We start from the raw sequence: 26,985 nt of genomic DNA, 5'->3' as shown, positions 1-26,985 counted from the left end.
CATTTTTGTTTAACTAGGGTATATTTTACTCAATTGTTCGCTAAGTAGTTTTACGTTGCTAATTATCTCGTTTTCACCATGAGCAGCGTAGCCAAATAGAATCGCATTTTGGTGAGCACTCTGAATGCAGTAACGCGATAGCGGTTGTGCACCAAAGCCTAACAGACGGCATTGGTTAAGGATCAGGTTAATATCATAACCATCTTTAACCCAACAAACGGTATGAATGCCTGAGTCTGTCATTTGTACATCAAATATATGCGGGAGATAATGGTTGATGGCATTGATAAACGTATTTTGTCGGTCGTAACATATCTTTCGTATTTTTCTGACGTGGCGTGCATAGTGGCCTTCTTGGATAAATTGCGCTAAAGCTGCCTGCTCTAAATAACTACAGTGGCTATCACTATAATATTTCATCATGGTGAATGCCTCACTCAGAATTTCTGGCACAATTAAAAAACCTAAACGAAAACCGGGATACATCATTTTAGAGAATGTCCCTGCATAAATAACACGTTGATGATTATCTAAGCCTTGTAAGGCTTGAATAGGTTTTGATAGAAAACGAAATTCACTGTTATAGTCATCTTCAAAAACCCATGCATTATTTTGTTGTGCCCAATCCAATAATGCTAAACGTCTCGGTAAGCTGAGAGTGGTGCCGAGAGGAAACTGGTGAGAAGGCGTGGTGTAAATTAATTTTGCTGTTTCATGATGTTTTGCACCGTATACAATATCCATTCCTTCTCTGTCAGATGGAATAGCGGCAATCTCAGCACCTGCTGCGGTTAAAATAGCTCTCGCACTATCATAGCCAGGGTCATCTAACCATACTTTATCCCCTTGTTGTAATAAGACTTTTGCAGCTAAGTTAATAGCTTGCTGTGTTCCATTGACAATAATAATTTGTTGCTGTTTACAATGAACTCCGCGAGTAGAACGAACGTAATCGACTAATAAATTTTTAAGCGGGGTATACCCATCAGGGTGATTAAAATGCGTAATTGTATGTTTAGATTTACGCCAAACTCGGCCTAATAATCTACCCCATAATTCATGTGGAAATTGGTCAACACAGCCAATACCAATATTAAACATTGAGTTCTTATCGGTATTCGGCCGTGAGTTTTTCCATAAATTTGTTAAAGTAGAAACTCTAGGGTTCAGATTTAATGCAGGGTATCCAGATTGGTCGCGCTGTTTAGTACTACTTATGGTGCCAACTAATTCATCAGGAATATGGGGCGAAACATAAGTTCCTGAGCCTTTTTTCGAGTAAAGATACCCTTCATCAATTAATCGTTCAAACCCAGCAATAACTGAATTTCGCGAGATTGACATCATTTCTGCTAATGCTCTCGATGAGGGTAGTTTAACACCGGCAGCAATACGTCCATCTAAGATAGCGTTACGTATTGTGTGATAAACATTTTCCTTAATGTGTCCATCTTCAAGTAAAAGTAATGGGAACTGCGCATGTTGTTGGCGTCGCATAAAGTGGTTCCTAAATAAATAACAAAAGTGTCTCTTATACAGGGCCAGATTGCTATGTACTATAACTCCATTATGTAATATGTCTACAAATGGAAGGGTTATTATGAGTAAAACAACATTATCAGTTACCGTAGAATTTGTTGCTCCAGAACATTATCCTGCATGGTTAGTGTACTGGCTGGAATATCAAAAATTTTATCGAGTAGATTTAAGCGAAGAAATTACCCTAAAAGCATGGGAGCGCTTTTTTGATGAAAATGAACCGATGTATTGTGCGGTTGCGCTTGAAGGTGGAAAAGTTGTTGGTTTTGTGAATTATTTATTTCACCGTTCAACATGGGCAGAAAATGATTTTTGTTACCTAGAAGATTTATATGTGACACCAGAAATGCGCGGGCGGCATGTAGGAAAACAATTAATTGAATTTGTACATGCACAAGCACAAGAAAAACAATGTGGCCGCTTATATTGGCATACACAGGAAACCAATTTACGAGGTCAAAAATTGTATAATTGGGTAGCAGAAAAACCAGGAGTAATTGAATATAGAATGCCTTTGTAATAAAACGCAGTAGCATATCCTATATTCAGTAACCTATCGATAGGCCCGTTGTTTAGTCACAACGGGTTTTTTGTTTTTATCAGAAAATAAGCAAAAATTAGGCAGTTAGATTGGCTAACTGACTTCTAACATCCATTAATGCAAAACCGAGCAGATTTAACCCTTTCCATGTTAATGGGTTTTCAATATTTTCAGCATCTTCGGCAAGGCCTATTCCCCAAATTTTATCAACGGGGCTAGCTTCAACCAGAACACGTTCGTTTGTGGCAAGTAAAAACTGCTTAATTTCTTTATTTTGAGAAAATTTGGCCATATTCGCCGCAACAACAATGGTAAAACGGTTTTCATCCCATATATCTTGTTTAAACCCACGAACCTCACGGCCAAATGCTTTAGCTGCACCAGGATTTGGTGCATGAATAATTTTATCCAATGTTTCTAAATCACCAAATAAGCGTGCTTTTTCTGCCATCATAAAATGCTCTGCGCTAGCAAAACGGTGATTATTGATAACAAATGGGGAAGGGTACCACTGGCTGAAACAGCTTTTTGTAATTTGACTTTGCTTGGTTTGGTGGCCCCAGAAGAAAATATATTTAAATTTTTTCCCTGAGCGGTATTGTTTACAGAGGCTTTTGATATCCATAACTTAAGTTTTATTAAGGAATAATATTCTTAGCTTATCGATAATAAAAAGATTTGGATATCAGAAAAACCTGCTTAGCCTACTAAGCAGGTAATAAAATTAAAGTACTTTACTTAAAAACTCCGCAGTTCGTGGGTTTTTAGGTGCAGTAAAGAGTTGTTCTGGTGTGCCTTCTTCTTGAATTATGCCTTGGTCAATAAACATAACGCGGTCAGCAACTTCACGTGCAAATCCCATTTCATGGGTGACGATAACCATCGTCATACCTTCATTCGCTAGGGTTTTCATCACAGAAAGTACCTCCCCAACTAATTCAGGGTCAAGCGCAGACGTCGGTTCATCAAATAACAAAATGGACGGTTGCATTGCTAAGGCCCGGGCAATAGCAACACGTTGCTGCTGCCCACCGGATAAACTGGCAGGCCATGCATCAATTTTATCTAACAGCCCTACTTTGGTTAGGAGCTGTTCAGCTTGTTTAAGTGCCAGTTCCTTTTTTATTCCTTTTACTAAGGTTGGTGCCATCATTAAATTTTCTAACACGGTCATATGGGGGAATAAGTTAAAACGCTGAAACACCATCCCCACATTTTCTCTCATTTTATTTAAATCGGTTTTAGGGTCATGAACGTTAAAACCGTTAACTTGTATTTCACCGCCATCTGGGCGTTCTAGTGCGTTTAAACACCGTAAGAAGGTACTTTTGCCTGAGCCAGAAGGGCCTATGACACAAATCACTTCTTGAGGTTTAACTTCGCAAGAAATACCTCTAAGTACATGAGCATCGCCAAATTTCTTTTGTAAATTATTAACGTAAATCACTTCTGCCCAACCTTCTTTCCATATATTGCACCAGCTGAGCAAGTATAAATGTCAGCATCCAATAAATCACAGATATCGTTAAGTAGGGTTCCCAATAAGTTGCATAAGCACCGGATACCGTTCTCGCTGCATAGGCGAGATCAGCTAAGCCAATTGCGGAAGCAAGGGAGGAATCCTTAACAATCGCGATGGCATTATTTCCAAGCGGGGGAAGGATACGACGAAAAGCTTGTGGAAGGATCACTTTACGCATTGTTTTTGCCCAACTCATACCAAGCGCACGCGAGGCTTCCATCTGCCCTTTGTCAATAGATTGAATGCCCGCACGAAAAATTTCAGAAACATAAGCCCCTGAGTTTAAAGTGATTGCAATGACACAAGATAAAAATGCACCGTAATCGGAGCGGAGCATTTTAGCCGTATCAATAGACATTATCCCTGAGGTAACAAATAGGCCATCACGCGGGTTAATAAATAGTGGAACTAAGGCAAAGTGAACAACCATTATTTGAACAAATAGCGGAGTACCACGAAAAGCACTGACATAGAAGCGAACAGGCCACTGCACAAAATAATGTAAAATCGGTTTCCAAATTCCTTGCTCAGCTTTGGCAGTTCTTCCTAAGCCGAGAGTTAACCCCCATAATGAGCCTAAAATAACGCAAATGATGGTTGCTTTTATCGTCATCATTGCGCCTTCAGCAAATAATGGAGCATATTCTTCAATTATTTCCCAACGAAACGCAGACATCTTAATTTTCACCCTGATTTATAACATGAAAAAGCCATCTAAGGATGGCCTTAAGTTAGATTTAATTATTGTTTTGGTAATTGAGGAACGTTTTCATCAAACCATTTTTGATAAATTTTATTGTAAGTACCGTCTGCAATAATTTTTTCTAAGCCATTATTTATTTTTTGCTGTAATTCGCTATTTCCTTTTGCTACAGCAATACCAAAATATTGTTTTTCGAAGTGGTTATCGTAGATCAGTTTAAATTTTTTCTCTGGGTGCGTTTTTATGTAATATTTAATCACACCAACATCACCAACAGCTGCATCAATACCATCTTCAAATAGCTCTTGTAATAAAAGCGGTGTATTGTCGAAACGTTTAATTGATGTACTGTTTTTTCCGATTACATCAGAAACAACAATGTCACCTGTGCTGGAGTTGACGACACCTACATTCAGCTCTTTTAAGCTATTTAAATCTTTTACATCAGATGTTTCGCTGATAACGATCGCTTGCTCAGCAGGGAAATAGGGATTAGAAAAATCAACCATATTTTTGCGTTTATCGGTAATTGTAATCCCCGAAATTAAAATATCCCTATCACCTGACGATAAAGTCGCAAAAATCCCTTCCCAAGGAGTATTGACAAGTTTAACGTCAAAACCTTCTGCTTCCGCGATGGCTTTAATGATATCAATATCAAAGCCTTCGAGTTGTTTTTGGCTATTTTCATATTCGAATGGACGGTAAGTCCCACCAGCACCAACCGTATAGCTTTCTTTTGCGTAAACATTCCCGGCGAAGGCTGCCAATGACATACAGCCAGCAAAAACTAATTTTTTAAACATACCAACCTCTTTAATTATGCATTTATAGTGAATAAAAATACATAATATTGTTGTGGTAAGCAAATGATTTTTATATGCCTAAGTGAGATAATTTTAGGGTTCAGTTTTTGTGTGGAAAAATATTTATTTAAATATAAACGAGAAATAATCGATTAAATCTTGGTTGATGGAACAATAAATTAGAGAAAAGGCCAAATATTGAAATAGAGCTTTTTTTACCTATCCATCACAAAAACTTAACGATAGACTAATTAATATACTTAGCTAATACTCAAATAAAACAGATTACGTTCTCATGGATAAGATTTTATTAGTTTTATGGCCATTATTTTCTCTAATTGCAATGGGATTTGTATTACGCCGTTCGACAATAGTTGGCACTGATTTTTGGCCGAGTGCTGAAAAGTTAAACTATTACATTTTATTCCCTGCATTATTAATCAACAGTTTAGCAATAGCACCATTGGATAACACTAAATTACCCTATTTAGCGAGCGCCATTCTATGTGTTTTAGCGATTAGTTCTGCGTTAGTTCTTGGTTGCAAATATTTATTCAAAATTCCTATCCCACGATTTGGGGCTCATATCCAAGGAATTACGCGTTTTAATACTTATTTAGGGCTGGCCATTGTTGCAGATTTATTTGGTAAAGAAGGCATTGCTATTGCTGCAGTCATTATGGCTGTTTTAGTGCCAAGCTGTAATGTCATAGCTGTACTTTCATTATCTTCTGGGCAAAAAGTCTCCGTTAAGCAAATTTTATTGCCGATCATAAAAAATCCATTAATTATTTCTTGTGTTGTGGGAGTGTTATTAAATATATCGCCTGTGGGGTTACCGTTTGGATCTGATCAATTTTTAAAATTACTCGCAGCCGCTAGTTTACCACTAGGCCTAATCTGTATTGGGGCCGCATTACAAACCTCAACGTTGAGAAGTGAATTTAAACCCATCATGACATCGACACTGTTACGCTTACTTCTTATGCCTATTTTAGCGGTAACAGTAGCGAGTTTATTTTCATTGCCAAATCTTGAAACAACCCTATTAGTGCTATTTTTTGCTATTCCCACTGCACCAACCGCTTATATTTTAACGCGCCAGTTAAATGGAGATAGCCAGTTAATGGCAGGCATAATAACCTTACAAACCGTGGTTGCTGTGTTCACATTACCCATTGTTTTATCCTTTGTAGTACATTAATTATGAATATATTAATTGTGGGATAAGCACATTAGTCTCGATATATTTTGCAACTATCACACTGATACTCTATGTTATCGGAGATGATTTTATCTGATGATAAGGAGTTGTGTGTGTCTTTGGAAAAATGCCAGAAATATGAAAACTTATCTATTGAAGATGTTTTGGATAAACTTTCGTTGTTATATAGCAATGCGATAGATTCATTAAGGGACGCTATCGCTATTTATGTAAAAGAAGGCCGCATACCAGATATTACAGAAAGGGAAAATGGGTTATTCGCTTACCCCGAGCTATGTGTAACATGGGAAGGAAAAATCGATCATTGTGAAAAAACACGTGCTTATGCTCGCTTTGTTAAACGAGGCGATTACACCATTACGGTGACGCAGCCAGATTTATTCCGTGCCTATTTAGTTGAACAGCTGTCTATTTTGCAACAGGATTATGATGTTACTTTTGCTGTTCGCCCTTCAAAAATTGAAATTCCTTATCCTTTTGTCATTGATGGGTCAGACTTAGTGTTGGATAGGAGTATGAGCAGTAATTTAGCTGCATATTTTCCTATAACCGATTTATCTCACATTAGTGATGATATTACCGATGGCTTGTATTCTGCTACGGATGAAATGCCACTGTCCCATTTTGATGCATTACGTGTGGATTTTTCATTAGCACGTTTGAAACATTATACCGGAACCCCACCTGAGCATGTTCAACCGTATATTTTGTTCACCAATTATAACCGTTATGTTGATGAGTTCGTGAATTGGGCATGTGAACAGGTACGAGATCCTGAAAGTCGTTATATTGCATTATCTTGTGTAGGGCATAATTATTTAACCGCTGAAAATGCAGACCCGCAAATTGCCACTTCTGATTTAACATGGAAAAAATTTCAAATGCCTGCATATCATCTAATCGCTAGGGATGGTGCAGGGATTACTATAGTGAATATCGGTGTTGGGCCTTCAAATGCAAAGAATATTTGCGACCATTTAGCGGTTTTACGACCACATGCTTGGTTGATGATAGGCCATTGTGGTGGATTAAGAGAAAGCCAAAAAATTGGTGATTATGTTTTGGCACATGCTTATTTGCGTGATGACCATATTCTTGATGATGTATTACCGCCAGATATTCCTATTCCAAGTATTGCAGAAGTCCAACGCGCGCTGTATGACGCAACGAAACAAGTTAGTAATATGCCTGGGGAGTTGGTAAAGCAACGGCTACGAACAGGAACCGTTGTTACAACAGATGATAGAAACTGGGAATTACGCTTTTTTGCAACGGCTCGCCGCTTTAGTTTAAGTCGCGCTGTTGCAGTGGATATGGAAAGTGCCACAATCGCAGCACAAGGTTATCGTTTCAGGGTTCCCTACGGTACGCTTTTATGTGTTTCGGATAAACCTTTGCATGGTGAGATTAAATTACCGGGCCAAGCAAACAGTTTCTATGAAGGTGCAATTTCTGAACACTTACAAATAGGTATTCGTGCTATTGATTTATTGAGGCAAGAAGGGGATAAATTACATTCAAGGAAATTAAGAACGTTTGATGAACCCCCATTTAGATAGCAAGGAGATGCAATCAATGGCTGTAATACCTGAGCTTGAGACAGACAGATTAATATTAAATAAACACCAAGTGAGTGATTTTCCTGCACTTGCGAAGTTATGGGCGACCGAGTCGATGGTTCGCTACATTGGCGGTATGCCATCTAGCGAGCGCGAGTCATGGATGAGAATGTTAGCTTATGGTGGCTTATGGCCATTATTAGGTTTTGGTTATTGGGCTGTCCGCGAAAAGGTGAGTGGCCAATATATTGGTGATTTGGGGTTTGCAGATTTTCATCGTATGGTCGAGCCGCAAGTTAAAGGCATTCCGGAAGCGGGCTGGGTCATTGCACCTGAATATCAAGGAAAAGGTTATGCAACAGAAGCGATGCAGGCTGCATTGTCTTGGCTAATAAAAGAAAATAAGTTTCGGCAATCTATTTGTTTTATTGAGCCGAGGAATTTAGCATCTTTACGCGTGGCTGAAAAATTGGGTTACGTAGTTGACCGTGAGATATTTATGAATGGCACGATCACGGTACTATTACGGCAACAATTAGCTTGAGTTGTGAATGTTAGAGCGGGTTATTATCTCATGCATGATGAACTAGATATTTCTCAAGTTAGCCAATTATCAGGTTTAGCGGCATCAACCTTACGTTATTATGAAGAAAGAGGTTTGATTAAACCGATAGGCCGCAAGGGGTTAAAACGGGTTTATCATGGGAAAGATGTTATGACCCGCTTATCTTTAATTGCATTAGGGCAGGAAGCTAAATTTTCACTCGACGAAATTGCTACCATGCTCAATCATAAGGATGGCCCTAATATTGAACGTGCGAGCTTACTCGAAAAAGCCGAGGAGATTGAGCAAACCATACAGGGGTTATCTGCATTAAAAAAAGGTATTTTACACATTGCGAATTGCCCTGAAAAAAATCACTTTTTATGCCCTAATTTTCAAAAAATCATGGAAAATAGTTTAAAATTAAATCAATTGAAGAAAAATCAACGCTAAATAACTATCCCACTTTTGGTAATAATCAATCCTATTTTCAGGCATGGAATGGGATTGATTCTCTGGTTACACTCCTAAGATTGCAGTTACCATTTTAGGAACGATATGACTAACCATTTTCTTGCATTTGAGAAACCCATTGTTGAACTTAATGATAAAATTGAGGCGCTTATTGCCTTCAAACAGAAAGGGCACCCTTCAGAAATTAAATTAGATGAAGAAATCCAGCTCTTGAAAAAAAAGAGTCATTCGCTGACGAAAACGATATTTGCATCTCTTGGGGCATGGGAAATTGTTCAATTAGCTAGGCATCCATTAAGGCCTTATCCTCTTGATTATATTTCATTAATATTTACTGAATTTCAAGAATTAGCCGGTGACCGTGCTTTTGCTGATGATAAGGCGCTGGTGGGGGGGCTTGCTCGTTTGGATGGTAGGCCGGTTATGGTGCTGGGGCAACAAAAAGGGCGTACAACAAAAGAGAAAGTTATGCGTAATTTTGGTATGCCGTCGCCAGAAGGCTACCGCAAAGCACTCCGTTTGATGAAAATGGCGGAACGTTTCCACTTACCTGTATTGGTATTTATTGATTCTGCGGGAGCTTATCCTGGCGTTGGCGCTGAAGAGCGCGGACAAGCAGAAGCCATTGCTCGTAATATTATGGAAATGTCGCGCTTAAAAACGCCCATTATTTGTGTCATTACAGGTGAAGGTTGTTCTGGTGGTGCGTTAGGCATTGGTGTGGGGGATCGTATTAATATGTTGGAATACAGTACTTATGCAGCGATATCTCCGGAAGGTTGTGCTTCTATTTTATGGAAAGACTCTCAAAAGGCACAAATTGCAGCAGAAGTGATGGGAATGACTGCTCCACGGTTAAAAGAACTAGGCATTATCGATACCATTATTTCAGAGCCTTTGGGTGGAGCTCACCGTGACTATCAGTTAGCTGCAGAACAATTAAAACAACAATTACTCACTGATTTAAATGAGTTAATTCAATTAGACATGGAAGTATTGCTGGCAGAGCGGTATCAAAAAATAATGGATTTTGGATACTGCTAATGCTATTAGTTCAGATTAATAGAGAGTGAACTGTAGGGATTAGAAATGGCTGTTGACCTGAATTTATTGAAAGTATTTATTGCCGTTGCGACACAAGGAAATTTTGTCAATGCGGCAAAATTACTTTCAATGCCAACATCGAATGTGAGCCGTTATATTAAACAGTTGGAACAACAACTTAACAGCCAGTTAATTGAACGTACAACCCGGCAAATGCGGCTAACTGAAACAGGAAATATTTTATTTGAGCAAAGCCAAAGGTTAGTTAGTGAATTAGAGCAGGTTGTGGTGCAAATTTGTCATCCACAACAACTTACTGGAACGTTACGGCTAACTATCCCCAGTGAATTTGGTAGTCTATTATTCGCGGATTTATTAGCGAAGTTTGCATTATTACACCCACAATTAAATATTCACTGTGATACACAATTAATGCCTCAAGATGTTATTAGTGATGATATTGATTTATTACTCACATTTCATCGCGGTCACCTTGAGGACAGTAGCTATCACTCACGTTTAATCAAATCATGGCAAAGTGTTGTAGTTGCCGCTCCCCAATTAATTGAACAAGTAGGAAAACCATGTTTATTTAAGGACTTAGCTAATATGCCGTGTATTTCAAGCTTGAGTGCATTGCAGGGGCAACCATGGATATTTATTGATTCAGAGGGTTTACAGCAAAAAGTGATAATTAACAGTAATTATCGAGTAAATAGTGGCATTCTAGCTCACGCTGCCGCAATGAACGGCGTTGGTTATGCCATTCTGGCATTAGAAGCGTGTGCCGAACAGATTACACAGAATAAATTAGTGCAAATAGAATTCGATGGAGTATCACCAGCCCCAATAGAGCTGCGCGCGGTTTATGCGAGCCGTAGTGCATTATCACCGAAGATAGACACTTTTTTACAGTATTTGTTAGCAAATATTTAACTATGCTAAGCGTGAGTCAACACTAAAATCCAGCGGTTTAACAGTATGTATGGCTTTTTGAAATTGCGGGTGCAACGGGTTAATAATTGCATTGTATTCGTAGGGAATAATACAAGAGGGAATTAATAATACTAAGCTATCTTGGTTATTTAGCCATGTAGTACCAATATCCATGGTAGAAGTTGGCGCTGGGTCTTGCTGCCAATCTGTTGGAAGGTGGTCTAACGACAGTTTCATCACGTACCTGTCATTGATATCGATGGATAGCAAACTGAACTGGTTTAATAGTAAGTCTTGATTGATGTGAACGAGTATTTCAAGGGTGGCTAATGAAATACTGGTTGAAGTATAAACAGCGGGAGTTCCTTTATGATTCCAACGCCCACCGTAGAGCATGGCTCCTTGACCAGACCATGCATCGTGAATAAAACTGGATTTAACCAATCGATACAAAATCATGAAAACACACCATGCTCAATGCGGCCAATCAAATCAATTACCTCAATGGCTCCACTTTCTGTCGCAATAAGCTCAATAGGGCGTAAATGGCCTAACCCTTTAACGGGGTGATTAAGCCAATCACCTGCTGCATGTTTATCTCCATTAAATAAACGCACTGCCGCATCGAATACGCGTACTAGACGAGCAATTCGTTCGCTTTCATCAGCATTGAGGGGTTGGCCTGCATTTTTGCGACGAGCAATATTGCGTTCATTAATGCCGGATATCCGTAATAATTCAGTTTTACTCATCCCTGACCATTCTTGGATATTGTCTAAAACAGAGACAGACAGCCCTTGGCGTAAGAAGTGGGTCAATTCAATACCACGTTCGGCAGGTAACCCTACATGGCGCCATAGTGGTTTAAAAGATGAAGCAGTCGGTTGAAGTGGGGTTGTGGGGATATAGTTTCTCATTTGAACCTCCTGACATTTGTCATTTTCATTATAGACAAATGTCAGAAAAATGCAAAATTAATGAACAAAAAACAAACAGAGGAAATAGTTATTTATCACCACGTAGACGAATTGTCAGGCCTTTTAGGAAGTAACGCAATAATTGGTCCCCACATTCGCGATAGTTTTTATGTCCTGGTTTACGAAAAACAGCGTTAAGCTCAGGTTTGGATACACGAAAATCAACAAGCTGATAGATTTCAATCATATCTGTATCTTTTAATTCAAAAGCTACGCGTAATTTTTTGAGCATAATATTGTTATTAAGGCGGCTATCAACGTCAGGTGCGGGATGATTTTCATCTTTACCGCGGCGGTGATAGATTAAACCATTCAGAAAATGCCCCATTACATTGTCATTGCACTCAACATATTCAGGCTCATTATCTTTTTTTAACCAAGTCACCATTTCTTCTTTTGTAACAGCCAAATCTGCGAGTTTTACGATTTTAACCATTTGGGCATCGCTTAGATCCAACATATAGCGAACACTACGTAAAACATAATTATTAAGCATGGTATTGTATTATCCATTATCTATAAAAGTTAATTGGCTATTTATTGAGTAAGTAAGGCCAATAAAGTATTCACTATGACAATCAATGACAGGGTGAAATTGAAAAGGAATGTATTTTGAGAGGGGCATATTATGAGGGATTAACCAAGATAAAGCAAAGCGTTGAACGATGCTTTATCTTGAATATTAAGTTAACCGATAAAATAAATAAGGGAATAGAAAAATACTAAAGTAAGACCGACAGTTAACAGCATATTTTTCAATACTGAGGCAACAATGACACAGAATAACGCCCCCCATAAATAAGGATTATCTGGGAAGGAGCGTAGATCATGGTTTTCTAATAGGATAACAGGGGCACAAATTGCGGTTAGCAAGCAAGGCGCTGAGTACCCTAGTGCTTGACGAACCACGAGGGGCAGACGTATTGGTAACTGTGGTATTAGGAAAATATAACGTAGAGTAAAAACAACTGCTGTTAAGGTAATAATTAAAAGCCAAATCATTTTTCCTCCTTCAATAAACGTGAAACGGCCACCGATACAAACATCCCACCCACACCAGCGATAACAATAGCACTACTAAAGGAGTACATTGAAAGTACGATGGCGACAACGAGTGAAAAAATAACACCACAAAGCGTACTTATTTTTCTTGTTAGTGGAACGACGATTGCAAGCAAAGTTGCAACCACAGAAAAATCGAGATGTAAGCGGCTCAAATCGCCCACAATATTGGCCATCGCAATCCCACAAAGGCTGGTGATTAACCAAACGATATAAAAACTAAACCCAGCACCAAAGAGATAGGGAAAACTTAAACTTTGGCGTTTAGCTGCGCTAATCGCAAATAATTCATCTGTTAATAAAAAGCCGATACTAAGGCGCTGGGGCGTTGTAAAGTCTTTAACTTGAGGGCGTAATGTCAGCCCATAAAGTAAGTGCTGAGAAGTGATAAAAAAAACAGAGATAACAATCGTGATATAGCCCGCACCTGAATTTAGCAATCCAAGGGTGACTAACTGTGCTGCGCCTGCAAATACCATTGCAGACATCGCCACACTTTGCCAGAAATCGAGACCTGTTTCGACCGCCATTGAACCTGCTAATACCCCCCATGGAATAACAGCAAGATTAAGAGGAGCGGTATGAACAGCTCCTGTCATCATCGCTTTTTGCCATTGGTTACTTTGTTGTGATGCCATTTAAACTAACCTTGTTGTAATTATGAACACTTTTATAATTTGATTGATTTTAAAGATATTAAATATTAGTAGATAGAATAAAATTGCTCTTTTCACCGATCCGATGCCGAATAAAATTCCCAGGGGTAACTCCAAGGGCCTGTTTAAAATGTCGAGTGAAATGACTTTGGTCGGAAAAACCGCATTGGTTTGAGACTTCTGCAGGCGTATTTCCTGCTAATAACAGTTTTTTTGCCTTGTGTAAGCGGGCTTGTACTAAGAATGCGTGTGGTGTAATCCCTGTATGCAATTTAAACTGTCGTAGAAAGTGCCATTGGCTAAAACCTGATATTTCGGCTAATTGGCTTAATGAATGTTCTTGTTCGCAGGTGTTGATGAGCAAGTCACAAATTTGTTCTATGCGTTGCTTTGCGGGTGTTATTTCTGTTAATTCAATTTTAGTGCGGTTGTAACGTAAGGTTAGCCAACTTAAAGAGGATAACAACAAGGTTTCCTTGAAAAGGGTATTACCTGATTGAGGTAATAGATTAAACAATAAGCGGAGTTGGGCGCTAAGCCCTGCATCCTGTATCACTGCAATAGGAAACCAGGGTACCAGCCCTTGGTGCTCTGTTGTTAAACCGAGTGTGAGTTGGGTAAAAAGTTCTGGAGTAGGGTAAATAGCCTGATAAGACCAGCCATTTTCCATTGCTGATGAGCCAGTGTGAATTTCATCGGCATTAACTAAAATTATATCCCCTTTAGGCGCGTAGTGGTTTTCGCCAGTACGGAAAAATTGTTGTGCGCCTTCTTCGATAACACCAATGCAAAACCCTTCATGACTATGGCGAGAAAATTTTTGTTGATGATAACGGGCTTTGATCATTTCAAGGCCGTTGAGTTCCTCTAGATGAAAATAGTTAGCGCTTTCCATGGAATTCCTAAAATAATAATGATTAATAACTCAATATTTTTTAATAAAATGTTAAAAGAAAATAATCTTAGCTTGCTATTAAATGAGGTGTTTTAATTTTATACAGTTTTTATCCAACGTTACTTTTAAATAGCACCGACATTTATGTTATAACGTGAAACCTCACTCAAATCACTATTACTATTCCATTTGTTTTTGTGGTGTTAAATTCTTTGTTATTAACAAATACCGGTATTAATCACTGTATTGCTAGGTGTTTGTAGTCCGCTTCTGATTAAGTTGGTTTGCGTAGTTTATTGTTCTTGTTAGGTGTGTTATTTCATTGCTATAAAACCAGATTATTTTAATTTATTGAAATTATATTTTATATTTGCATTATTCATTAGTGATATCTTTTATAGGGCGAATAAAGTCTGTATCATAATAAGTATAAAGAAATGATGTGAATTTTTTGTTATAACTTTTATTGAGTTAGCGGGTTTCCTATGCTTGAAAATCTCGGTATTACAAACTTATGGACTTATCTTATCGGTGTTATTTTTATTACATTGGTACCAGGCCCTAATTCTTTATTTGTTTTAACTAGCAGTGCGAAATATGGTGTGAAAAATGGTTATAAAGCAGCATTAGGTGTCTTTACAGGAGATGCTATGCTCATTTTTCTATCATTTTTAGGGGTTGCGTCTTTAGTAAAAACATCGCCTATCTTTTTTAGTGTTATAAAATACGCAGGGGCAGCATATTTATTTTATTTAGGGATTAAAACCTTATATAGCGTGTTACATAAGAAAGAAAATACAGGTGATGTTGATTCAATTATTTTAGAAACCAAGGGTACCTATAAAAAAGCCGTTTTTTTAAGTTTACTAAACCCTAAAATGATCATTTTTTATGTTTCATTTTTTATCCAATTCATTGATCCAGCTTACCCAAGCGCGGGTGTGCCATTTTTTATTCTTGGCGCCATTTTAGAAGCCTGTAGCATGATTTATTTATCACTATTGATTTTTGGCGCGGTTGCCGTAACGAATATGGTTAAACATAATAAAAAGCTATCTAAATTATCTAATAGTTGTATTGGCGCTGTATTCTTGATGTTTGGAGCAAAACTTGCACTAACCGCATAATAGTTTTATCAGAAATAGCCGGCCCAAGCGCTGGCTATTTTTTTATCACTGTTACCCACTCACTAGCTTCCGTTTAGTGTCTTCCTTGCCCGTTTGACGGTATAGTGTTTGCATGCCTGGCGTGTATATCTAGTTAGCATCTCAGTCATTAAAGCTATTGTTGCAGTCAATGAAAATACGCAAGTGACATTAGCAGAGTTAATGCCTTATGACTGGAAGGCCGCGAGGTGTTAAGCTCGAAAATAAAAATACAACGTAGAAATAGTAAAATGGAAAAAAGGGCAATGATAGGATGAACGAGGAAGTTAAACATTTTACGGCAACAGCAATGATCCGTAATGAGCATGGTGAATTTTTATTACACGAACATCAAAAGCTTGGTTTTTGGTTACCTCCGGGGGGCCACATCGAAGTGAATGAAGAGCCACAGCATGCTGTTTTTCGAGAAGTTCTTGAGGAAACTGGGTTAGAGTGCCAAGTAGTCAGTTGTGGTTTCCCGTTTGCATCACAAATCCATGATTCATCCCATACACAAGTACTGCCGTTGCCTATCGCTATCTTGAAAGAGTTTATTGTCGATAAAAAGAAAGGTAACCATTGGCATATTGATATGATTTATTTATGTGAGTTATTGCCTTCATCACAACCGCCTTTTGCACCATTTGAATGGGTGCCATTTGAGGCGCTCGCCAAACTCAATATTCCAGCCGACGTGATTGAGTTGGCGAAAGTGGTCAATGAATATTATCGGTTGCAGGGTAAATAGTTATCATGAATGTGGACATGGGTAGGAATGTAAGTACAAGATTAATTTATATTAAAGAATAATAAAGATAGTCCCAATAGAATGAGTAGTGCACCAATTGTTCTATCCATAATAAATTGGTAGTTAAGAATTTTGTTTCGTACTACGGGTGTCGCAAAGAAAATAGCAATTAGACTAAACCAAAGCCAATGAGCGAAAGAAATAAATAGGCCATAACTTAAATTTAACCAAATTGAGTTCTGTGTACTGATAACTTGGCTGTACACAGAAACTACAAAAAACATGGTTTTTGGGTTTAAAGCATTCGTCAAAAAACCATTTTTAAAAGCGTTTAAGGCAGATAATGGCCTTGATACTGCGTTATTTGAGGATATTTTTACTTTATTTGTTAATGATTTAAATCCGATATACACCAAGTAAATTACACCAATAAGTTTAACTATTAAGAATAATGTTGGTGAATTCATGATGACCAGCGTGATACCAAAAACGGTATAGAACACATGAACCTGTACCCCAATAGCGATACCTAGCGCACACAATAAGCCTGTTTTAATGCCATAGGTATAACTATTGCGAGTTACCATAGCGAAGTCAGGCCCTGGACTAATTACGGCTAAAATGGTGATGGTCGCAACTGCAATAACTTCATTCATATTAATTTCCTGAAAGGTAATAGAAACAGACTAAAAATGTATTTACTTTGAAATAATTTGTTTATTTATTGTTTTTATTATCAATGGATTGAATAAAACTAAAAAGCGATTTATCCTGACGCAAATCTGTCAGTTTTTGTTACCTATATATATGAAACTACCACCGTTAACATCATTACGTTTTTTTGATACTGCTGCGAAAGCAGGCAGTTTTGTGAAGGCAGCAAAAGAGCTAAATGTGACTCATAGTGCGATTAGCCGACAAATTCGTTTATTAGAAGAATATCTTGGTGTTGAGTTATTCGAACGAAGGAACCGAGCTGTTTTTTTAACGGCTAACGGGCAAATATTGTTACAAACAACTAGTTCGATATTTGAACAGCTTAAAGACGGTGTTGAAAAGATAAAAAGTAGCACGTTTCCTAATGTTGTTAGCTTGTCTTGTGAACCAACAATTGCAATGAAGTGGTTAATTCCTCGACTTACGCATTTTTATCAACAATATCCTCATATTACGGTACATCTAGTTGCCGCAGGTGGTGTTATTGATTTTACAAAAGCGAACGTTGATTTAGCATTGAGGCGTAATGATTTTAAATGGAATGACAATCTTTTTGCAGTAAAAGTTTGTTCAGAACGCATGGGGGTTGTGGTTCGGCCTGGACTTGATCTTAAGAAAAACTTTGCTCATATACCACAACTGTCGACGACATCTAGACCCAATGCATGGACAACTTGGCAGAATATAAAAAAAGTTACTCTTCCAAATAGTAAAACTATTACATATGAGCACTTTTACTTGTGCATTCAAGCTGCATTGGCGGGGCAAGGAGCAGCGCTTGCATCATTTTTGATGGTTGCGGATGAAGTACAATCAAAGCAATTAGCCGCACCATATGGTTTCATTGAAGATAGTTCTGCGTATTATTTATTGTCATCGAAACCTATTGAAAAGGGCAGTGCAGCAGCTATTTTTACCCAGTGGCTAATAGAGCAGGTGAATATCAGTATTGAAACCCTGATTGACGGAAGATAATTACCTATCAAAAAAAGAAGGTTTGATTATAAAGCCAGCGAACCCTAATGAAAAATAAATAATTTATGTCATAACCATTTCTTTGCGTGCTATATTTCTCTGCTAGGTTTGGTGTTTTATGTCGGAGCAAATAATGAGCAAGATACGAGTAGGTGTTATTTTTGGTGGTCGATCAACAGAACATGAAGTTTCGCTACAGTCCGCTAAAAATATTATCAATGGATTAGATCGCAATAAATTTGATGTATGCCTTTTGGGAATCAATAAAGAAGGGCAATGGCATGAATATAACGAATCTGATTATTTATTGCATGGTGATGACCCGTCTCGTATTGCCTTGAATACACCAAAACGTAGCATTGCACTTGTTCCGGGAAAAACGCGAGAACAATTTATTTCGCTTGAAGATACGAAGCCATTGCCGCAAATTGATGTTATTTTCCCTATTGTTCACGGTAACTTAGGTGAAGACGGTTCACTGCAAGGCTTATTGCGTATGGCGAATTTACCGTTTGTCGGGCCGGGGGTTTTAGGTTCGTCGGCCTGTATGGATAAAGACGTTACCAAAAGATTACTTAGAGACGCAGGCTTAAATATCGCCCCGTTTATTACGGTGTTTAAAAATGAACGCGCAACAACGAAATATGAAGCCACTGTGGCACAATTAGGTTTACCGTTATTTATTAAGCCGGCAAATCAAGGTTCATCTGTTGGGATCAGCAAAGTCAGCACTGAATCAGAATTTGACTCGGCACTGGATTTTGCCTTTTTATTTGATACGAAAGTCCTTATTGAAAGCGCAGTAAAAGGGCGTGAAATTGAGTGCGCAGTATTAGGTAATGAAGCGCCTCTTGCCAGTCCTTGTGGTGAAATCGTGTTGCACGATAGTTTTTATGCATACCATACCAAATATATTGATGAGAATGGCGCATCGGTCGTTGCTCCTGCACAATTAGATGAAGCGGTGAGTGATAAAATTCGTGAGATTGCTTTATCAGCATATCGTGCATTAAATTGCTATGGAATGTCCCGTGTGGATGTTTTCTTAACAGAAAATAATGACGTTGTTATCAATGAAATCAACACATTGCCTGGTTTTACGAATATCAGTATGTACCCTAAACTATGGCAGCAAGGCGGTATGACCTATCAGCAATTAATTAGCCGCTTAATTGAGTTAGGAATTGAAAAATTTCAACAAACGGCGATGTTGAAAACGGCATGTAATGAGCTTTAATCGCTGAGATAATACTATCTCGGTAGTTTTTATGACTACCGAGATGTTTATTTACTCTGAACTTGAGCCTTCATCTGTTGTAAAAATAAGTTTGTTTCTTTTGGTGAGGTGAGCCGAACAAACTGAATATGGCGTAAATTGAAATTTACCATATGACTTAGGTTTCTTTTCTTATTTGGATAGTAAGTCTTTAGCAGCCACAAAATTATCGAATCGCGACTGAAAAAGGCATTTTTCCAACATTCTTTATTGCCCGTATTTTCCCACAGCTCTTGTCCAGAACGAATGCGCGCTAATGTGCGTGTAATCGACTGATAAAGGGTTCGAGGCAAGGAGTAATCCAACCAAACCACCATGTCGACTTCTTTCCATTTAATGGGTTGAGTCCGTGTATAGTTGCCATCAAGAATCCATCCAGATACCGCTTTATCTAATGTAGCGGCGAGTTTCTGGTTAAGCTCATCATCTGAAGAACCTTGCCAATTTGCTAGCCAATATAAGCTATCTAACTCAATAGAAGGGACATTTAATAACAAAGAAAGTTGCTGGCAAAGGGTACTTTTACCGCTGCCACTAGTGCCAATAATATTAATTTTCATATGTAAACATCAGACAATTTTGTCACTAGGGTTGATCTGGAAATGACTGAATTTGGAACCATTGTATGAACAATGATCCCAGATTAGATGCCTCTACAAATAACACTATTGCTTTAAATTATTTGCACCAGACATAATTGATGTAACGAAATAATGGCACAAAACCAAATTTTTTATACAGGTCAAATCCTGCTTCTGAAGCATCAAGGAAACAGTGCTCTACACCTTGCTGGCGACAAAATGCTAAAGCATAATCAATGAGTTGTGATGCATAGCCATTACCTTGATGGCTTGGCTCAGTACCAATATCATCAAAACGGGCTAACGTTCCTTCAATTGTTACGGTCATTGAGGTCGCTGGCTCTCCGTTGACGAGCAACACAAGGTGAAATTGTGGTGCGCCTTGTTGCAAAGCATCCTCATGATAACGCACATATTCTTTAATAACCTGGTCGTGCTCTTCAGATAGATAAAATGCGGAAACAAGTGGCTTAGCCCACAAAGACAAATCGTGATTCGCTAAGACGATATCGACTTGGTTATCAGGCAGTTCAACCTCATTTTGTTTTGCTAAGGTCAACGCCATTGCGGTAGTGACGCTGTCACGTTTGTAACCTAGTGACTCAGCCTCAGTTACCACCTGTTGGAGCATCTCTTCGGGGATCACTAAAGTATGGTTTTTCTTCTGTGAAACAAACAGGTTGTGAGCCTGCATAAAGGCGTGACTGGTCGAGTCAGGCTGCAAATAAATGAAGTTAAACGCCGGCGAATTAAGGGGCGTTAAATAGCAAATTGTGTGTTGTGCAATCTGGATACTATGTTCACAAATAGATGTCCAAAATGTTTTTTCAATCGATTGATAATGTCTTAAATAGTACAACGGAATATTCATTTGTCAGTTACCTGATACAAAACGAGTTAATCGATATGGGCCTAATGCGGCTTGTTCTATTCCATGCAAGATTTCATCTTGAGCCAATTGGCATATCAAAGGCGCTAGCGTAATCGCAGCGTGCATACTGATAATATATAAACCTTCAAAATCAGCAACTTTTCCGACAATTGGCATCTCATCTTTAGGCATAGGTCGCATTCCTATGAAAGCGTTTTCAAGATTTAACGTGTTACTACCTATAAATGAATTTTTAATCGTTGTAAGGGCGTTTTGTGCGATAGCCACTGCACTGTGCTCGGGCTTTTCGCTAATATAATCTTCAGCACAGAGTATTTTACCTGAACCTGCTGGTTGTAGCTCCATTTGTGGTGTTGAAATGATATGTTGAACCAATGTTTGTTCGATAGAATCATTGATGTGCGCAATGATAGAGGGAGAGGAGCTAACAGGTAATTCAACATTAAGCGATTGCATAAGCGCAGCCGCGCCAGCACCAATAATGATAATCTTTTTTTTTTATGAGTAGGGTTCATTTAGCCTCAGTATATATGGAAGTCACTAGCAGAAAAATCAGATGGAATTTTAATAGTTTAATGAATAATTATATACATGAAATCTATAAATAGAGCACGATTGTTTCCATTTTTATCAGATACGAACAATCGATGAGGAAAAACGGAGCATAAGGCTACAATGCAGTAGCCTTAAGAGATTCAAAAAATTACACACGGATAAAACGAGTTACAAAAGCAATAATAACTAATAATGCAGAAATTAATAATAATGCAGTTGCCAAGGACAATTGAAAAGCAACAAAACCAATAGCTGCAGGTCCAGCCAAAATACCTAAATAGCCTAAAGTTGAAATTGCAGGTACGGCAAGAGCCTCTGGCATCGTTTTTTGCTTCCCTACAGCAGAAAACATCACCGGTACTATATTAGATGAACCCGCACCGACTAATGCAAAACCTATGATGGCAAATATGAGATGAGGAGATAAAACAGCAATAACAAAACCAAGGCAAGCGAGCAAAGCACCTAAAAATACGACACGAGCAGAACCGACTCGTATAACAATTTTGTCGCCCAGTAATCGGCCAATAGTCATGGTTGTGGCGAAAGCCGCAAAACCTAAACCGCCTAAAGTTTCTTTTAATCCATGGTGTTCAATTAGAAATACAGCTCCCCAGTCAAGAACTGCGCCTTCAGCAAGAAAAACGGCAAAACAGACAATCCCAATAACTAAAACAATGCCTTTCGGGATAGCGATAAGGGGGCCAGTTGGGGCGTTAGCGTAGGGGATTAAACCGTTATAGCAAGCCGCTAATAGAACCACCGCAACAATTGAAATAATCATTGATGCCATTGTCGCGGAAACGCCAAGTAGCAAGATCAAACTCATGGTACCTGCACCTGCTATACCCCCGACACTATAAAAACCGTGAAAACCAGACATAATTGGCTTGTCGGATGACTTTTCAACAATAACAGCTTGAATGTTCATCGCGCAATCTGTTAAGCCAATGAAAATTCCAAAAAATAATAAGGCAACGATGATAAAGTTAACTTGCGATAAAGAAGATAAAATGGGGAACAACAAACAAAAGGCGATAGTGGAAAAAACCATTAAGCGGCGGCAGCCATACTTGGCCGCTAATGCTCCGGTCACCGGCATAGCAATAAGTGCCCCTCCACCGAAACATAATAATAGCATGCCAAGGGTGGCATCATTTGCTCCTGTGTTAAGTTTGACATAAGGAACAATGGCTGCCCAGGCCGCGGTAACAAAACCAGCAATAAAAAAAATAATTCGAGTAGAAATTTGCTCCCTTTTAGCGGGTATTAAGGAAACATGGCTATTAACTTGTTGAGTAGATTGCATTTTATAGGGCTTCTTAAAAAGATAAAATTAACTACCTGTATTTAAGATAGTCAGAATTTGTTCATGAAGATATGGGCAACCCGTTGCTACAACGGCACCACCTGCTTCAGCTCGGCTGCCATCCAATGTAGTAACTATGCCACCAGCACGTTCTATAATAGGGATTAATGGAACAATATCATAAGGTTCCAGTGCGAATTCGACACAAATATCGATTCTACCCGCTGCTAGCATTGCCATTGCATAGCATTCTCCCCCATAGCGAGTCATTAATACTTGTTTCTCTAGCGCCATAAAATGAATGTCTGATCGTGCGGCAATAGGTTCAGGTGATGTGGTATGCAAGATGGCTTGTTCGAGTTTGACGTGTTTGCGAGTAGATAAGCGATATTGTCCGTGAGAGCTACTGGTCCAGCTTCCGTGTTGGTCTGCCCAAAAGCGTTCACCAATATAGGGTTGGCTCATCATTCCCATGACCGCTTTGCCATGCTCAGTTAGGCCTATCAGGTTTGCCCATAAAGGGAGTCCACAAAGGAAAGGGCGGGTTCCATCGATGGGGTCAAGTACCCATTGAATGGGACCTGTACCCGTTATTCCATATTCTTCACCCATGATAGAATGCGTTGGATAATGTTTAGATATCAGTTCTCGCATGGCTTTTTCTGCGAGCTTATCCGCTTGAGTGACTGGATCGAAGCGATAGTTGGCTTTGGGTTTGTTTTCAATAACACTAAGTTCATTTGCTCGATAGTATTCAAGAGAAATTTTACCGGCAGTATTGGCAAGTTCATGTAAGAAAAAGCTATCTGGTAACTGAGAGTGTGTCATTTAGTTGTCCTCGAGTGCTTGAACAAGATAGTGTTTGACATCTTTTCTTGCTCGATTATGATTGCTAAAAAAGTTAATGAGGAAGTGTATGCTCGATTATGTCGCTTTTCCAGAACAAAGGCAAAATAAAATTCGCCAGTTACTACAAGATGAAGGGCGTGTGGTTTGCACGACGTTAGCCCGTGAAATGCAAGTATCAGAGCATACTATTCGCAGGGATTTAAATGAATTAGCACAAGAAGGCGTTTGTCGTCGAGTCCATGGCGGTGCGGTCAGTATGCTTGAGGAAAAGGGCACATTCGAGCAGAGAACGACACAAAACCAAGATGAAAAAATCAAAATAGCGAAGGCTTGCAATAAACTAGTCAAACAAAATACCTGTATTTTTATTGACTCAGGTTCAACTAACTTAGAAATCGCTCGTTATTTACCTTCGGAACTATCATTGACGGTTGTGACTCATTCCCCATCAATAGCATTAGAACTAATGAAGAAGCCACTATGTGAAGTGATTTTAATTGGTGGAAAATTAAACCGTCAAGTTGGCGCGAGTATTGATATTTCTGCAGTGAATCAAATCAATCAAATCCATTTTGACCAATGCTTTATTGGTGGCTGTGCTTTAGATCCACAAATGGGGGTTTCGATATTTGATTATGAAGAATCTAAATTTAAGAAAATCCTTTTTGAACGCAGTAATCAAGTCATTATGGGGGTAACCGCAGACAAATTACCTGGAGTTGCGAGGTATAAGATTGCCAATTGTGAACAAATTTCAATCTTAGTTATGACAACAGAATTGAATAAACAAACGACTGACTTGTTTACTAATATGGCAATAAAGATTGCACAAGCATAGGCCACATGTCTAACTTTTATCTTGTATCATGAGGGCATTTTAGGTGCTATTTGTTATAAAAAAATCAATATAATATCTTCGAAAGGCCCTTATAGACATGATGAGTGCGCGATGAAATTAAAAATGACTACCTTGTTACTTTCACTTTATTCATTGGGTGTATTTGCTCAGGATTTATCTGTGAATATGCAAACCATGCACTTTGCAGGAAAAGAAATAAACTATTACTTAATCCAAAAACAAGCCGAAAAATCAAAGGATTTATTAGTTCTATTACAAGGCTCTGATTGTAAAAGCGTCATTAATAATCCAAACATGCTGAAAAATTTCGGTGTGGTATTTCCTGATAATGATATTTTATTAGTTGAAAAAACAGGGTTAAACAACCTAGTGGGGGCTAATGATGAAGAAGCTTCGGAAGAAGAGTGTCCTGTTGACTATATGTCGAAAGACTCGCCATTAGAACGCGCCAATAATTATGTAGCAGTATTACAACAATTAAAAAATGATTATCAACACATAGTGCTATTAGGCGGAAGTGAAGGTGCACTGGTAACTAATTTAATTGTTGCACAAGAAAATTTTATAACCGCATCCGTTGCATTGAATGTCGGCGGACAATATTTTATTAATGATGTTCTGTATAGTATTGAAAATAATACACCTAAAGAAGAAATTGCTAACTCAAAAGAAGGTTTTAAACAATTTGCAGAAGCGGTAAAACAAAAGCAATTAAATAACGACCAATTTGTCAGCGGCCATGGCCCGAAATGGTGGTATGAGATGCTCACCATTGACAATTTAAAACTTATCCAGTCAGTTAAAACTCCACATTTGGTGATACAAACGATGGCGGATACCAACGTGGATGCTCATGGTACAGACAATATGATGAAACAAATTCGTAATCCCCATGTCAGCTACCGAGCATATCAAGATTTAGACCATTTTTTTAAAGATAAAGATGGGCAGTTACATACTGAACAAATTGTGACAGATATTCAACATTGGTACCAAACGGTGACAAAATAAAGTGGATATACTCGGCTTTATCGTTATATTATTCCCTATTGTCGTGTCACCGGGAGCAAGCTTTGCGATTGCTTTAAATAGTGTGTTAAACCAAGGTATTAGAGGACTGTTTATACCTATTATTGGAACGGGATTAGGCATTTTAACTCATGGTTTTTTAGTTGGAATTGGTTTAAGTAAAATACTGGTTTCTTACCAGTGGGTAATGAATTTAATTGGTATTTTAGGTACATTATATCTATTGTATCTTGCTATTTCATTGATCATTTCAGGAATTAATACCAGTAAAAGAGAAAGCTCTCAAGAAATAAAAAAAATTACGGTCAAAGATGCTTATTTAGCTAATTTACTTAACCCAAAAGCGATTATTTTATATTTAGTCGTTGTTTCAAAATATGCAGGAGCTGACCCGTCACTTGCTAATTTTCTTGTATTATCACTTATCCATATTATCATGATGGCTTTATGGCTGCTGTTTTCTTGCTCCGCTTTAATTATTTCTTCTTCCTCCCTGAGCGTCTCAACATTACGAAAATACATTAATATTGGTGGTGGAGTGTTGCTATTAGCGATTATACTAGAGCCTTATTTTTTTAGGTAAAGTAAAATGCACCTTATTTATTAAGATGCATTTAATAAAATCATTCCGAAATATAGCTGTAGTAATTAAATATAGGTACAAAACCCAGTCTTTTGTAGATAAATAACCCTTCACTGGATGACTCTAATACACACTGTTTAACCCCTTGTTGATGGCAAAGGTATAGCGCATGTTTAATAAGTGAAGTCGCGAGCCCTTTACCTTGGTATTGAATATCAGTACCAATATCATCAAGTCGAGCTGTTTCATTATTAAATGTCATAGTTAAGGTTGAGACTGGTTGCTGATCTGCAAATAAGACTAAATGCACCATATTAGTTTGTTTATCAAGTGCTCTTTGGTGATAACGAATATACTCGTCAGTAACAGTTGAGTCACTTTCATCTGTATCAGAATCGACAGGGAATGCTGTAATTAACGGCTGAGCCCAATCCTTGAGTTGATTATTGCTGAACACAACCTGAAAAGCCGCATTAAGCTGCGGTGGTGAATTGTACTGAGATAAAACGTCTTGCGGTAAAATCATTGCGGTTGATTCACCATCATAGATTAACCCCCGTGTTACTATTTCTGACTCAAATAGAGAACGTATTTGGCCATGAACAACAAGGACATAAGGCTTAGCTTGTTGTTTGAACAGCATTTCAGCCTTCTCGTAATCTGAAATGAGCGCACCTTGGTGGAGGTAAATATAATTAAATATAGGCAATGGTAGCTCAGAAAAGTAAGCACTAGTTTGGTTGCTGATTTTCACTACATTTGCACATATTGCAGACCAAAAATAGTGTTCTTGTTGATAGAACAAATTTTCATTGTTATCCATTATGTATACTCAATTTATAGTAGTAGATAATATTTTTATGGCTTGATTGTATATAAAACGCAATGATCGCTATAGTATTCGTATAATTGAAAGCACGAAAAGAACCATTTTATTGCAATTTATTGGGTTTATAAGAAAATAGGTCTTCCTAGAAAAGACAT

At 38.2% G+C, this 26,985-nt stretch carries 32 protein-coding genes; 14 read left to right on the top strand and 18 right to left on the bottom strand.

What is annotated here, in order from left to right; translation table 11 throughout:
- Positions 1-9 precede the first annotated feature (9 nt).
- Positions 10-1,497 (bottom strand): PLP-dependent aminotransferase family protein, encoded by a 1,488-nt coding sequence (locus P3L37_RS10030; protein WP_110731923.1) that lies wholly within the window; start codon positions 1,495-1,497, stop codon positions 10-12.
- 103 nt (positions 1,498-1,600) lie between these two features.
- Between P3L37_RS10030 and P3L37_RS10025 the strand changes: the two genes are divergently transcribed.
- Positions 1,601-2,059, top strand: coding sequence for a GNAT family N-acetyltransferase (locus P3L37_RS10025; protein ID WP_184957443.1), 459 nt, complete (start codon positions 1,601-1,603; stop codon positions 2,057-2,059).
- A 97-nt stretch (positions 2,060-2,156) separates the two neighbouring features.
- Here P3L37_RS10025 and P3L37_RS10020 read toward each other — a convergent pair whose 3' ends face one another.
- The 4 genes from P3L37_RS10020 to P3L37_RS10005 all read right to left on the bottom strand — a co-directional run bounded on the left by P3L37_RS10020 (position 2,157) and on the right by P3L37_RS10005 (position 5,111).
- Positions 2,157-2,705 (bottom strand): NADAR family protein, encoded by a 549-nt coding sequence (locus P3L37_RS10020; RefSeq protein WP_109912193.1) that lies wholly within the window; start codon positions 2,703-2,705, stop codon positions 2,157-2,159.
- 99 nt (positions 2,706-2,804) lie between these two features.
- Positions 2,805-3,527, bottom strand: a complete 723-nt coding sequence (locus P3L37_RS10015) for an amino acid ABC transporter ATP-binding protein (RefSeq protein ID WP_109912194.1) — start codon at positions 3,525-3,527, stop codon at positions 2,805-2,807.
- A complete protein-coding gene (locus P3L37_RS10010) occupies positions 3,514-4,278 on the bottom strand; it encodes an amino acid ABC transporter permease (RefSeq protein ID WP_004910811.1) in 765 nt (254 codons plus the stop codon). Before P3L37_RS10010 ends, P3L37_RS10015 begins: the two co-directional genes overlap by 14 nt.
- A gap of 65 nt (positions 4,279-4,343) precedes the next feature.
- Positions 4,344-5,111 carry a basic amino acid ABC transporter substrate-binding protein gene (locus P3L37_RS10005; RefSeq protein WP_109912195.1) on the bottom strand — a complete coding sequence of 256 codons (768 nt, stop codon included), beginning with the start codon at positions 5,109-5,111 and terminating at the stop codon, positions 4,344-4,346.
- A 295-nt stretch (positions 5,112-5,406) separates the two neighbouring features.
- Here P3L37_RS10005 and P3L37_RS10000 point away from each other — a divergent pair, with 295 nt between their 5' ends.
- From P3L37_RS10000 to P3L37_RS09975, 6 genes are all read left to right on the top strand, one after another.
- Positions 5,407-6,315, top strand: a complete 909-nt coding sequence (locus P3L37_RS10000) for an AEC family transporter (protein WP_109912196.1) — start codon at positions 5,407-5,409, stop codon at positions 6,313-6,315.
- Between the two features lie 119 nt (positions 6,316-6,434).
- Complete coding sequence (locus P3L37_RS09995; RefSeq protein WP_375372754.1) at positions 6,435-7,895, top strand: AMP nucleosidase; 1,461 nt, start codon at positions 6,435-6,437, stop codon at positions 7,893-7,895.
- On the top strand, positions 7,876-8,439 hold the full coding sequence (locus tag P3L37_RS09990; protein WP_080641505.1) for a GNAT family N-acetyltransferase: 564 nt from the start codon (positions 7,876-7,878) through the stop codon (positions 8,437-8,439). The genes P3L37_RS09995 and P3L37_RS09990 overlap by 20 nt, the downstream gene beginning before the upstream one ends.
- Positions 8,440-8,469: 30 nt before the next feature.
- Entirely contained in the window at positions 8,470-8,892 is a 423-nt protein-coding gene (locus P3L37_RS09985; protein ID WP_004910820.1) for a helix-turn-helix domain-containing protein, read from the top strand.
- Positions 8,893-8,997: 105 nt separating this feature from the next.
- Positions 8,998-9,957: an acetyl-CoA carboxylase carboxyl transferase subunit alpha gene (accA, locus tag P3L37_RS09980; RefSeq protein WP_109912198.1), complete on the top strand. Its 960-nt coding sequence runs from the start codon at positions 8,998-9,000 to the stop codon at positions 9,955-9,957.
- A 45-nt stretch (positions 9,958-10,002) separates the two neighbouring features.
- On the top strand, positions 10,003-10,893 hold the full coding sequence (locus P3L37_RS09975) for a LysR family transcriptional regulator (RefSeq protein WP_109912199.1): 891 nt from the start codon (positions 10,003-10,005) through the stop codon (positions 10,891-10,893).
- Here P3L37_RS09975 and P3L37_RS09970 read toward each other — a convergent pair whose 3' ends face one another.
- From P3L37_RS09970 to P3L37_RS09945, 6 genes are all read right to left on the bottom strand, one after another.
- The gene (locus tag P3L37_RS09970) at positions 10,894-11,352 is read right to left on the bottom strand and encodes an RES family NAD+ phosphorylase (RefSeq protein WP_109912200.1); all 459 of its coding nucleotides are present in this window, start codon (positions 11,350-11,352) and stop codon (positions 10,894-10,896) included.
- A complete protein-coding gene (locus P3L37_RS09965) occupies positions 11,349-11,810 on the bottom strand; it encodes an antitoxin Xre-like helix-turn-helix domain-containing protein (RefSeq protein WP_004910826.1) in 462 nt (153 codons plus the stop codon). Before P3L37_RS09965 ends, P3L37_RS09970 begins: the two co-directional genes overlap by 4 nt.
- A gap of 88 nt (positions 11,811-11,898) precedes the next feature.
- Positions 11,899-12,366: a DUF1456 family protein gene (locus P3L37_RS09960; RefSeq protein ID WP_109912201.1), complete on the bottom strand. Its 468-nt coding sequence runs from the start codon at positions 12,364-12,366 to the stop codon at positions 11,899-11,901.
- A 191-nt stretch (positions 12,367-12,557) separates the two neighbouring features.
- Entirely contained in the window at positions 12,558-12,872 is a 315-nt protein-coding gene (locus P3L37_RS09955) for an AzlD domain-containing protein (RefSeq protein WP_004910828.1), read from the bottom strand.
- Positions 12,869-13,570 (bottom strand): AzlC family ABC transporter permease, encoded by a 702-nt coding sequence (locus P3L37_RS09950; protein ID WP_004910829.1) that lies wholly within the window; start codon positions 13,568-13,570, stop codon positions 12,869-12,871. The genes P3L37_RS09955 and P3L37_RS09950 overlap by 4 nt, the downstream gene beginning before the upstream one ends.
- Positions 13,571-13,628: 58 nt before the next feature.
- Positions 13,629-14,483, bottom strand: coding sequence for a helix-turn-helix transcriptional regulator (locus P3L37_RS09945; protein WP_004910830.1), 855 nt, complete (start codon positions 14,481-14,483; stop codon positions 13,629-13,631).
- A 485-nt stretch (positions 14,484-14,968) separates the two neighbouring features.
- Between P3L37_RS09945 and leuE the strand changes: the two genes are divergently transcribed.
- Complete coding sequence (leuE, locus tag P3L37_RS09940; RefSeq protein WP_004910832.1) at positions 14,969-15,610, top strand: leucine efflux protein LeuE; 642 nt, start codon at positions 14,969-14,971, stop codon at positions 15,608-15,610.
- 292 nt (positions 15,611-15,902) lie between these two features.
- Positions 15,903-16,376, top strand: coding sequence for an NUDIX hydrolase (locus P3L37_RS09935; RefSeq protein ID WP_109912202.1), 474 nt, complete (start codon positions 15,903-15,905; stop codon positions 16,374-16,376).
- Between the two features lie 41 nt (positions 16,377-16,417).
- On the opposite strand, the gene P3L37_RS09930 is transcribed toward P3L37_RS09935, so the two are convergent.
- Positions 16,418-17,032, bottom strand: a complete 615-nt coding sequence (locus P3L37_RS09930) for a LysE family translocator (protein ID WP_109912203.1) — start codon at positions 17,030-17,032, stop codon at positions 16,418-16,420.
- 151 nt (positions 17,033-17,183) lie between these two features.
- On the opposite strand from P3L37_RS09930, the gene P3L37_RS09925 reads away from it, so the two are divergent.
- A complete protein-coding gene (locus P3L37_RS09925) occupies positions 17,184-18,068 on the top strand; it encodes a LysR substrate-binding domain-containing protein (RefSeq protein ID WP_109912204.1) in 885 nt (294 codons plus the stop codon).
- 133 nt (positions 18,069-18,201) lie between these two features.
- Positions 18,202-19,305: a D-alanine--D-alanine ligase gene (ddlA, locus tag P3L37_RS09920; RefSeq protein WP_117161928.1), complete on the top strand. Its 1,104-nt coding sequence runs from the start codon at positions 18,202-18,204 to the stop codon at positions 19,303-19,305.
- Positions 19,306-19,352: 47 nt separating this feature from the next.
- On the opposite strand, the gene P3L37_RS09915 is transcribed toward ddlA, so the two are convergent.
- From P3L37_RS09915 to hisN, 5 genes are all read right to left on the bottom strand, one after another.
- The gene (locus tag P3L37_RS09915; protein WP_117161927.1) at positions 19,353-19,904 is read right to left on the bottom strand and encodes an adenylate kinase; all 552 of its coding nucleotides are present in this window, start codon (positions 19,902-19,904) and stop codon (positions 19,353-19,355) included.
- A 118-nt stretch (positions 19,905-20,022) separates the two neighbouring features.
- The gene (locus tag P3L37_RS09910) at positions 20,023-20,796 is read right to left on the bottom strand and encodes a GNAT family N-acetyltransferase (RefSeq protein ID WP_004910844.1); all 774 of its coding nucleotides are present in this window, start codon (positions 20,794-20,796) and stop codon (positions 20,023-20,025) included.
- Between the two features lie 3 nt (positions 20,797-20,799).
- A complete protein-coding gene (locus P3L37_RS09905) occupies positions 20,800-21,273 on the bottom strand; it encodes a hypothetical protein (RefSeq protein ID WP_262416980.1) in 474 nt (157 codons plus the stop codon).
- 247 nt (positions 21,274-21,520) lie between these two features.
- Positions 21,521-22,681 (bottom strand): MFS transporter, encoded by a 1,161-nt coding sequence (locus P3L37_RS09900; RefSeq protein WP_004910848.1) that lies wholly within the window; start codon positions 22,679-22,681, stop codon positions 21,521-21,523.
- A 27-nt stretch (positions 22,682-22,708) separates the two neighbouring features.
- Positions 22,709-23,509 (bottom strand): histidinol-phosphatase, encoded by an 801-nt coding sequence (gene hisN / locus P3L37_RS09895; protein WP_117161924.1) that lies wholly within the window; start codon positions 23,507-23,509, stop codon positions 22,709-22,711.
- An 88-nt stretch (positions 23,510-23,597) separates the two neighbouring features.
- Here hisN and P3L37_RS09890 point away from each other — a divergent pair, with 88 nt between their 5' ends.
- The 3 genes from P3L37_RS09890 (at position 23,598) to P3L37_RS09880 (ending at position 26,001) form a co-directional block, all read left to right on the top strand.
- The gene (locus P3L37_RS09890) at positions 23,598-24,368 is read left to right on the top strand and encodes a DeoR/GlpR family DNA-binding transcription regulator (protein WP_109912210.1); all 771 of its coding nucleotides are present in this window, start codon (positions 23,598-23,600) and stop codon (positions 24,366-24,368) included.
- Positions 24,369-24,479: 111 nt separating this feature from the next.
- On the top strand, positions 24,480-25,400 hold the full coding sequence (locus P3L37_RS09885; protein ID WP_110731929.1) for an alpha/beta hydrolase family protein: 921 nt from the start codon (positions 24,480-24,482) through the stop codon (positions 25,398-25,400).
- Position 25,401: 1 nt separating this feature from the next.
- Positions 25,402-26,001, top strand: a complete 600-nt coding sequence (locus tag P3L37_RS09880; RefSeq protein ID WP_110731930.1) for a LysE family translocator — start codon at positions 25,402-25,404, stop codon at positions 25,999-26,001.
- Between the two features lie 40 nt (positions 26,002-26,041).
- Here P3L37_RS09880 and P3L37_RS09875 read toward each other — a convergent pair whose 3' ends face one another.
- Positions 26,042-26,824: a GNAT family N-acetyltransferase gene (locus tag P3L37_RS09875; protein ID WP_110731931.1), complete on the bottom strand. Its 783-nt coding sequence runs from the start codon at positions 26,822-26,824 to the stop codon at positions 26,042-26,044.
- Positions 26,825-26,985: the final 161 nt, after the last annotated feature.

The sequence above is a fragment of the Providencia sp. PROV114 genome, assembly GCF_032704305.1.
In the GTDB taxonomy this organism is placed as follows: domain Bacteria; phylum Pseudomonadota; class Gammaproteobacteria; order Enterobacterales; family Enterobacteriaceae; genus Providencia; species Providencia rettgeri.
Note: the sequence above shows the minus strand (reverse complement) of the source record. Positions and strands in the feature narration are given on the sequence as shown.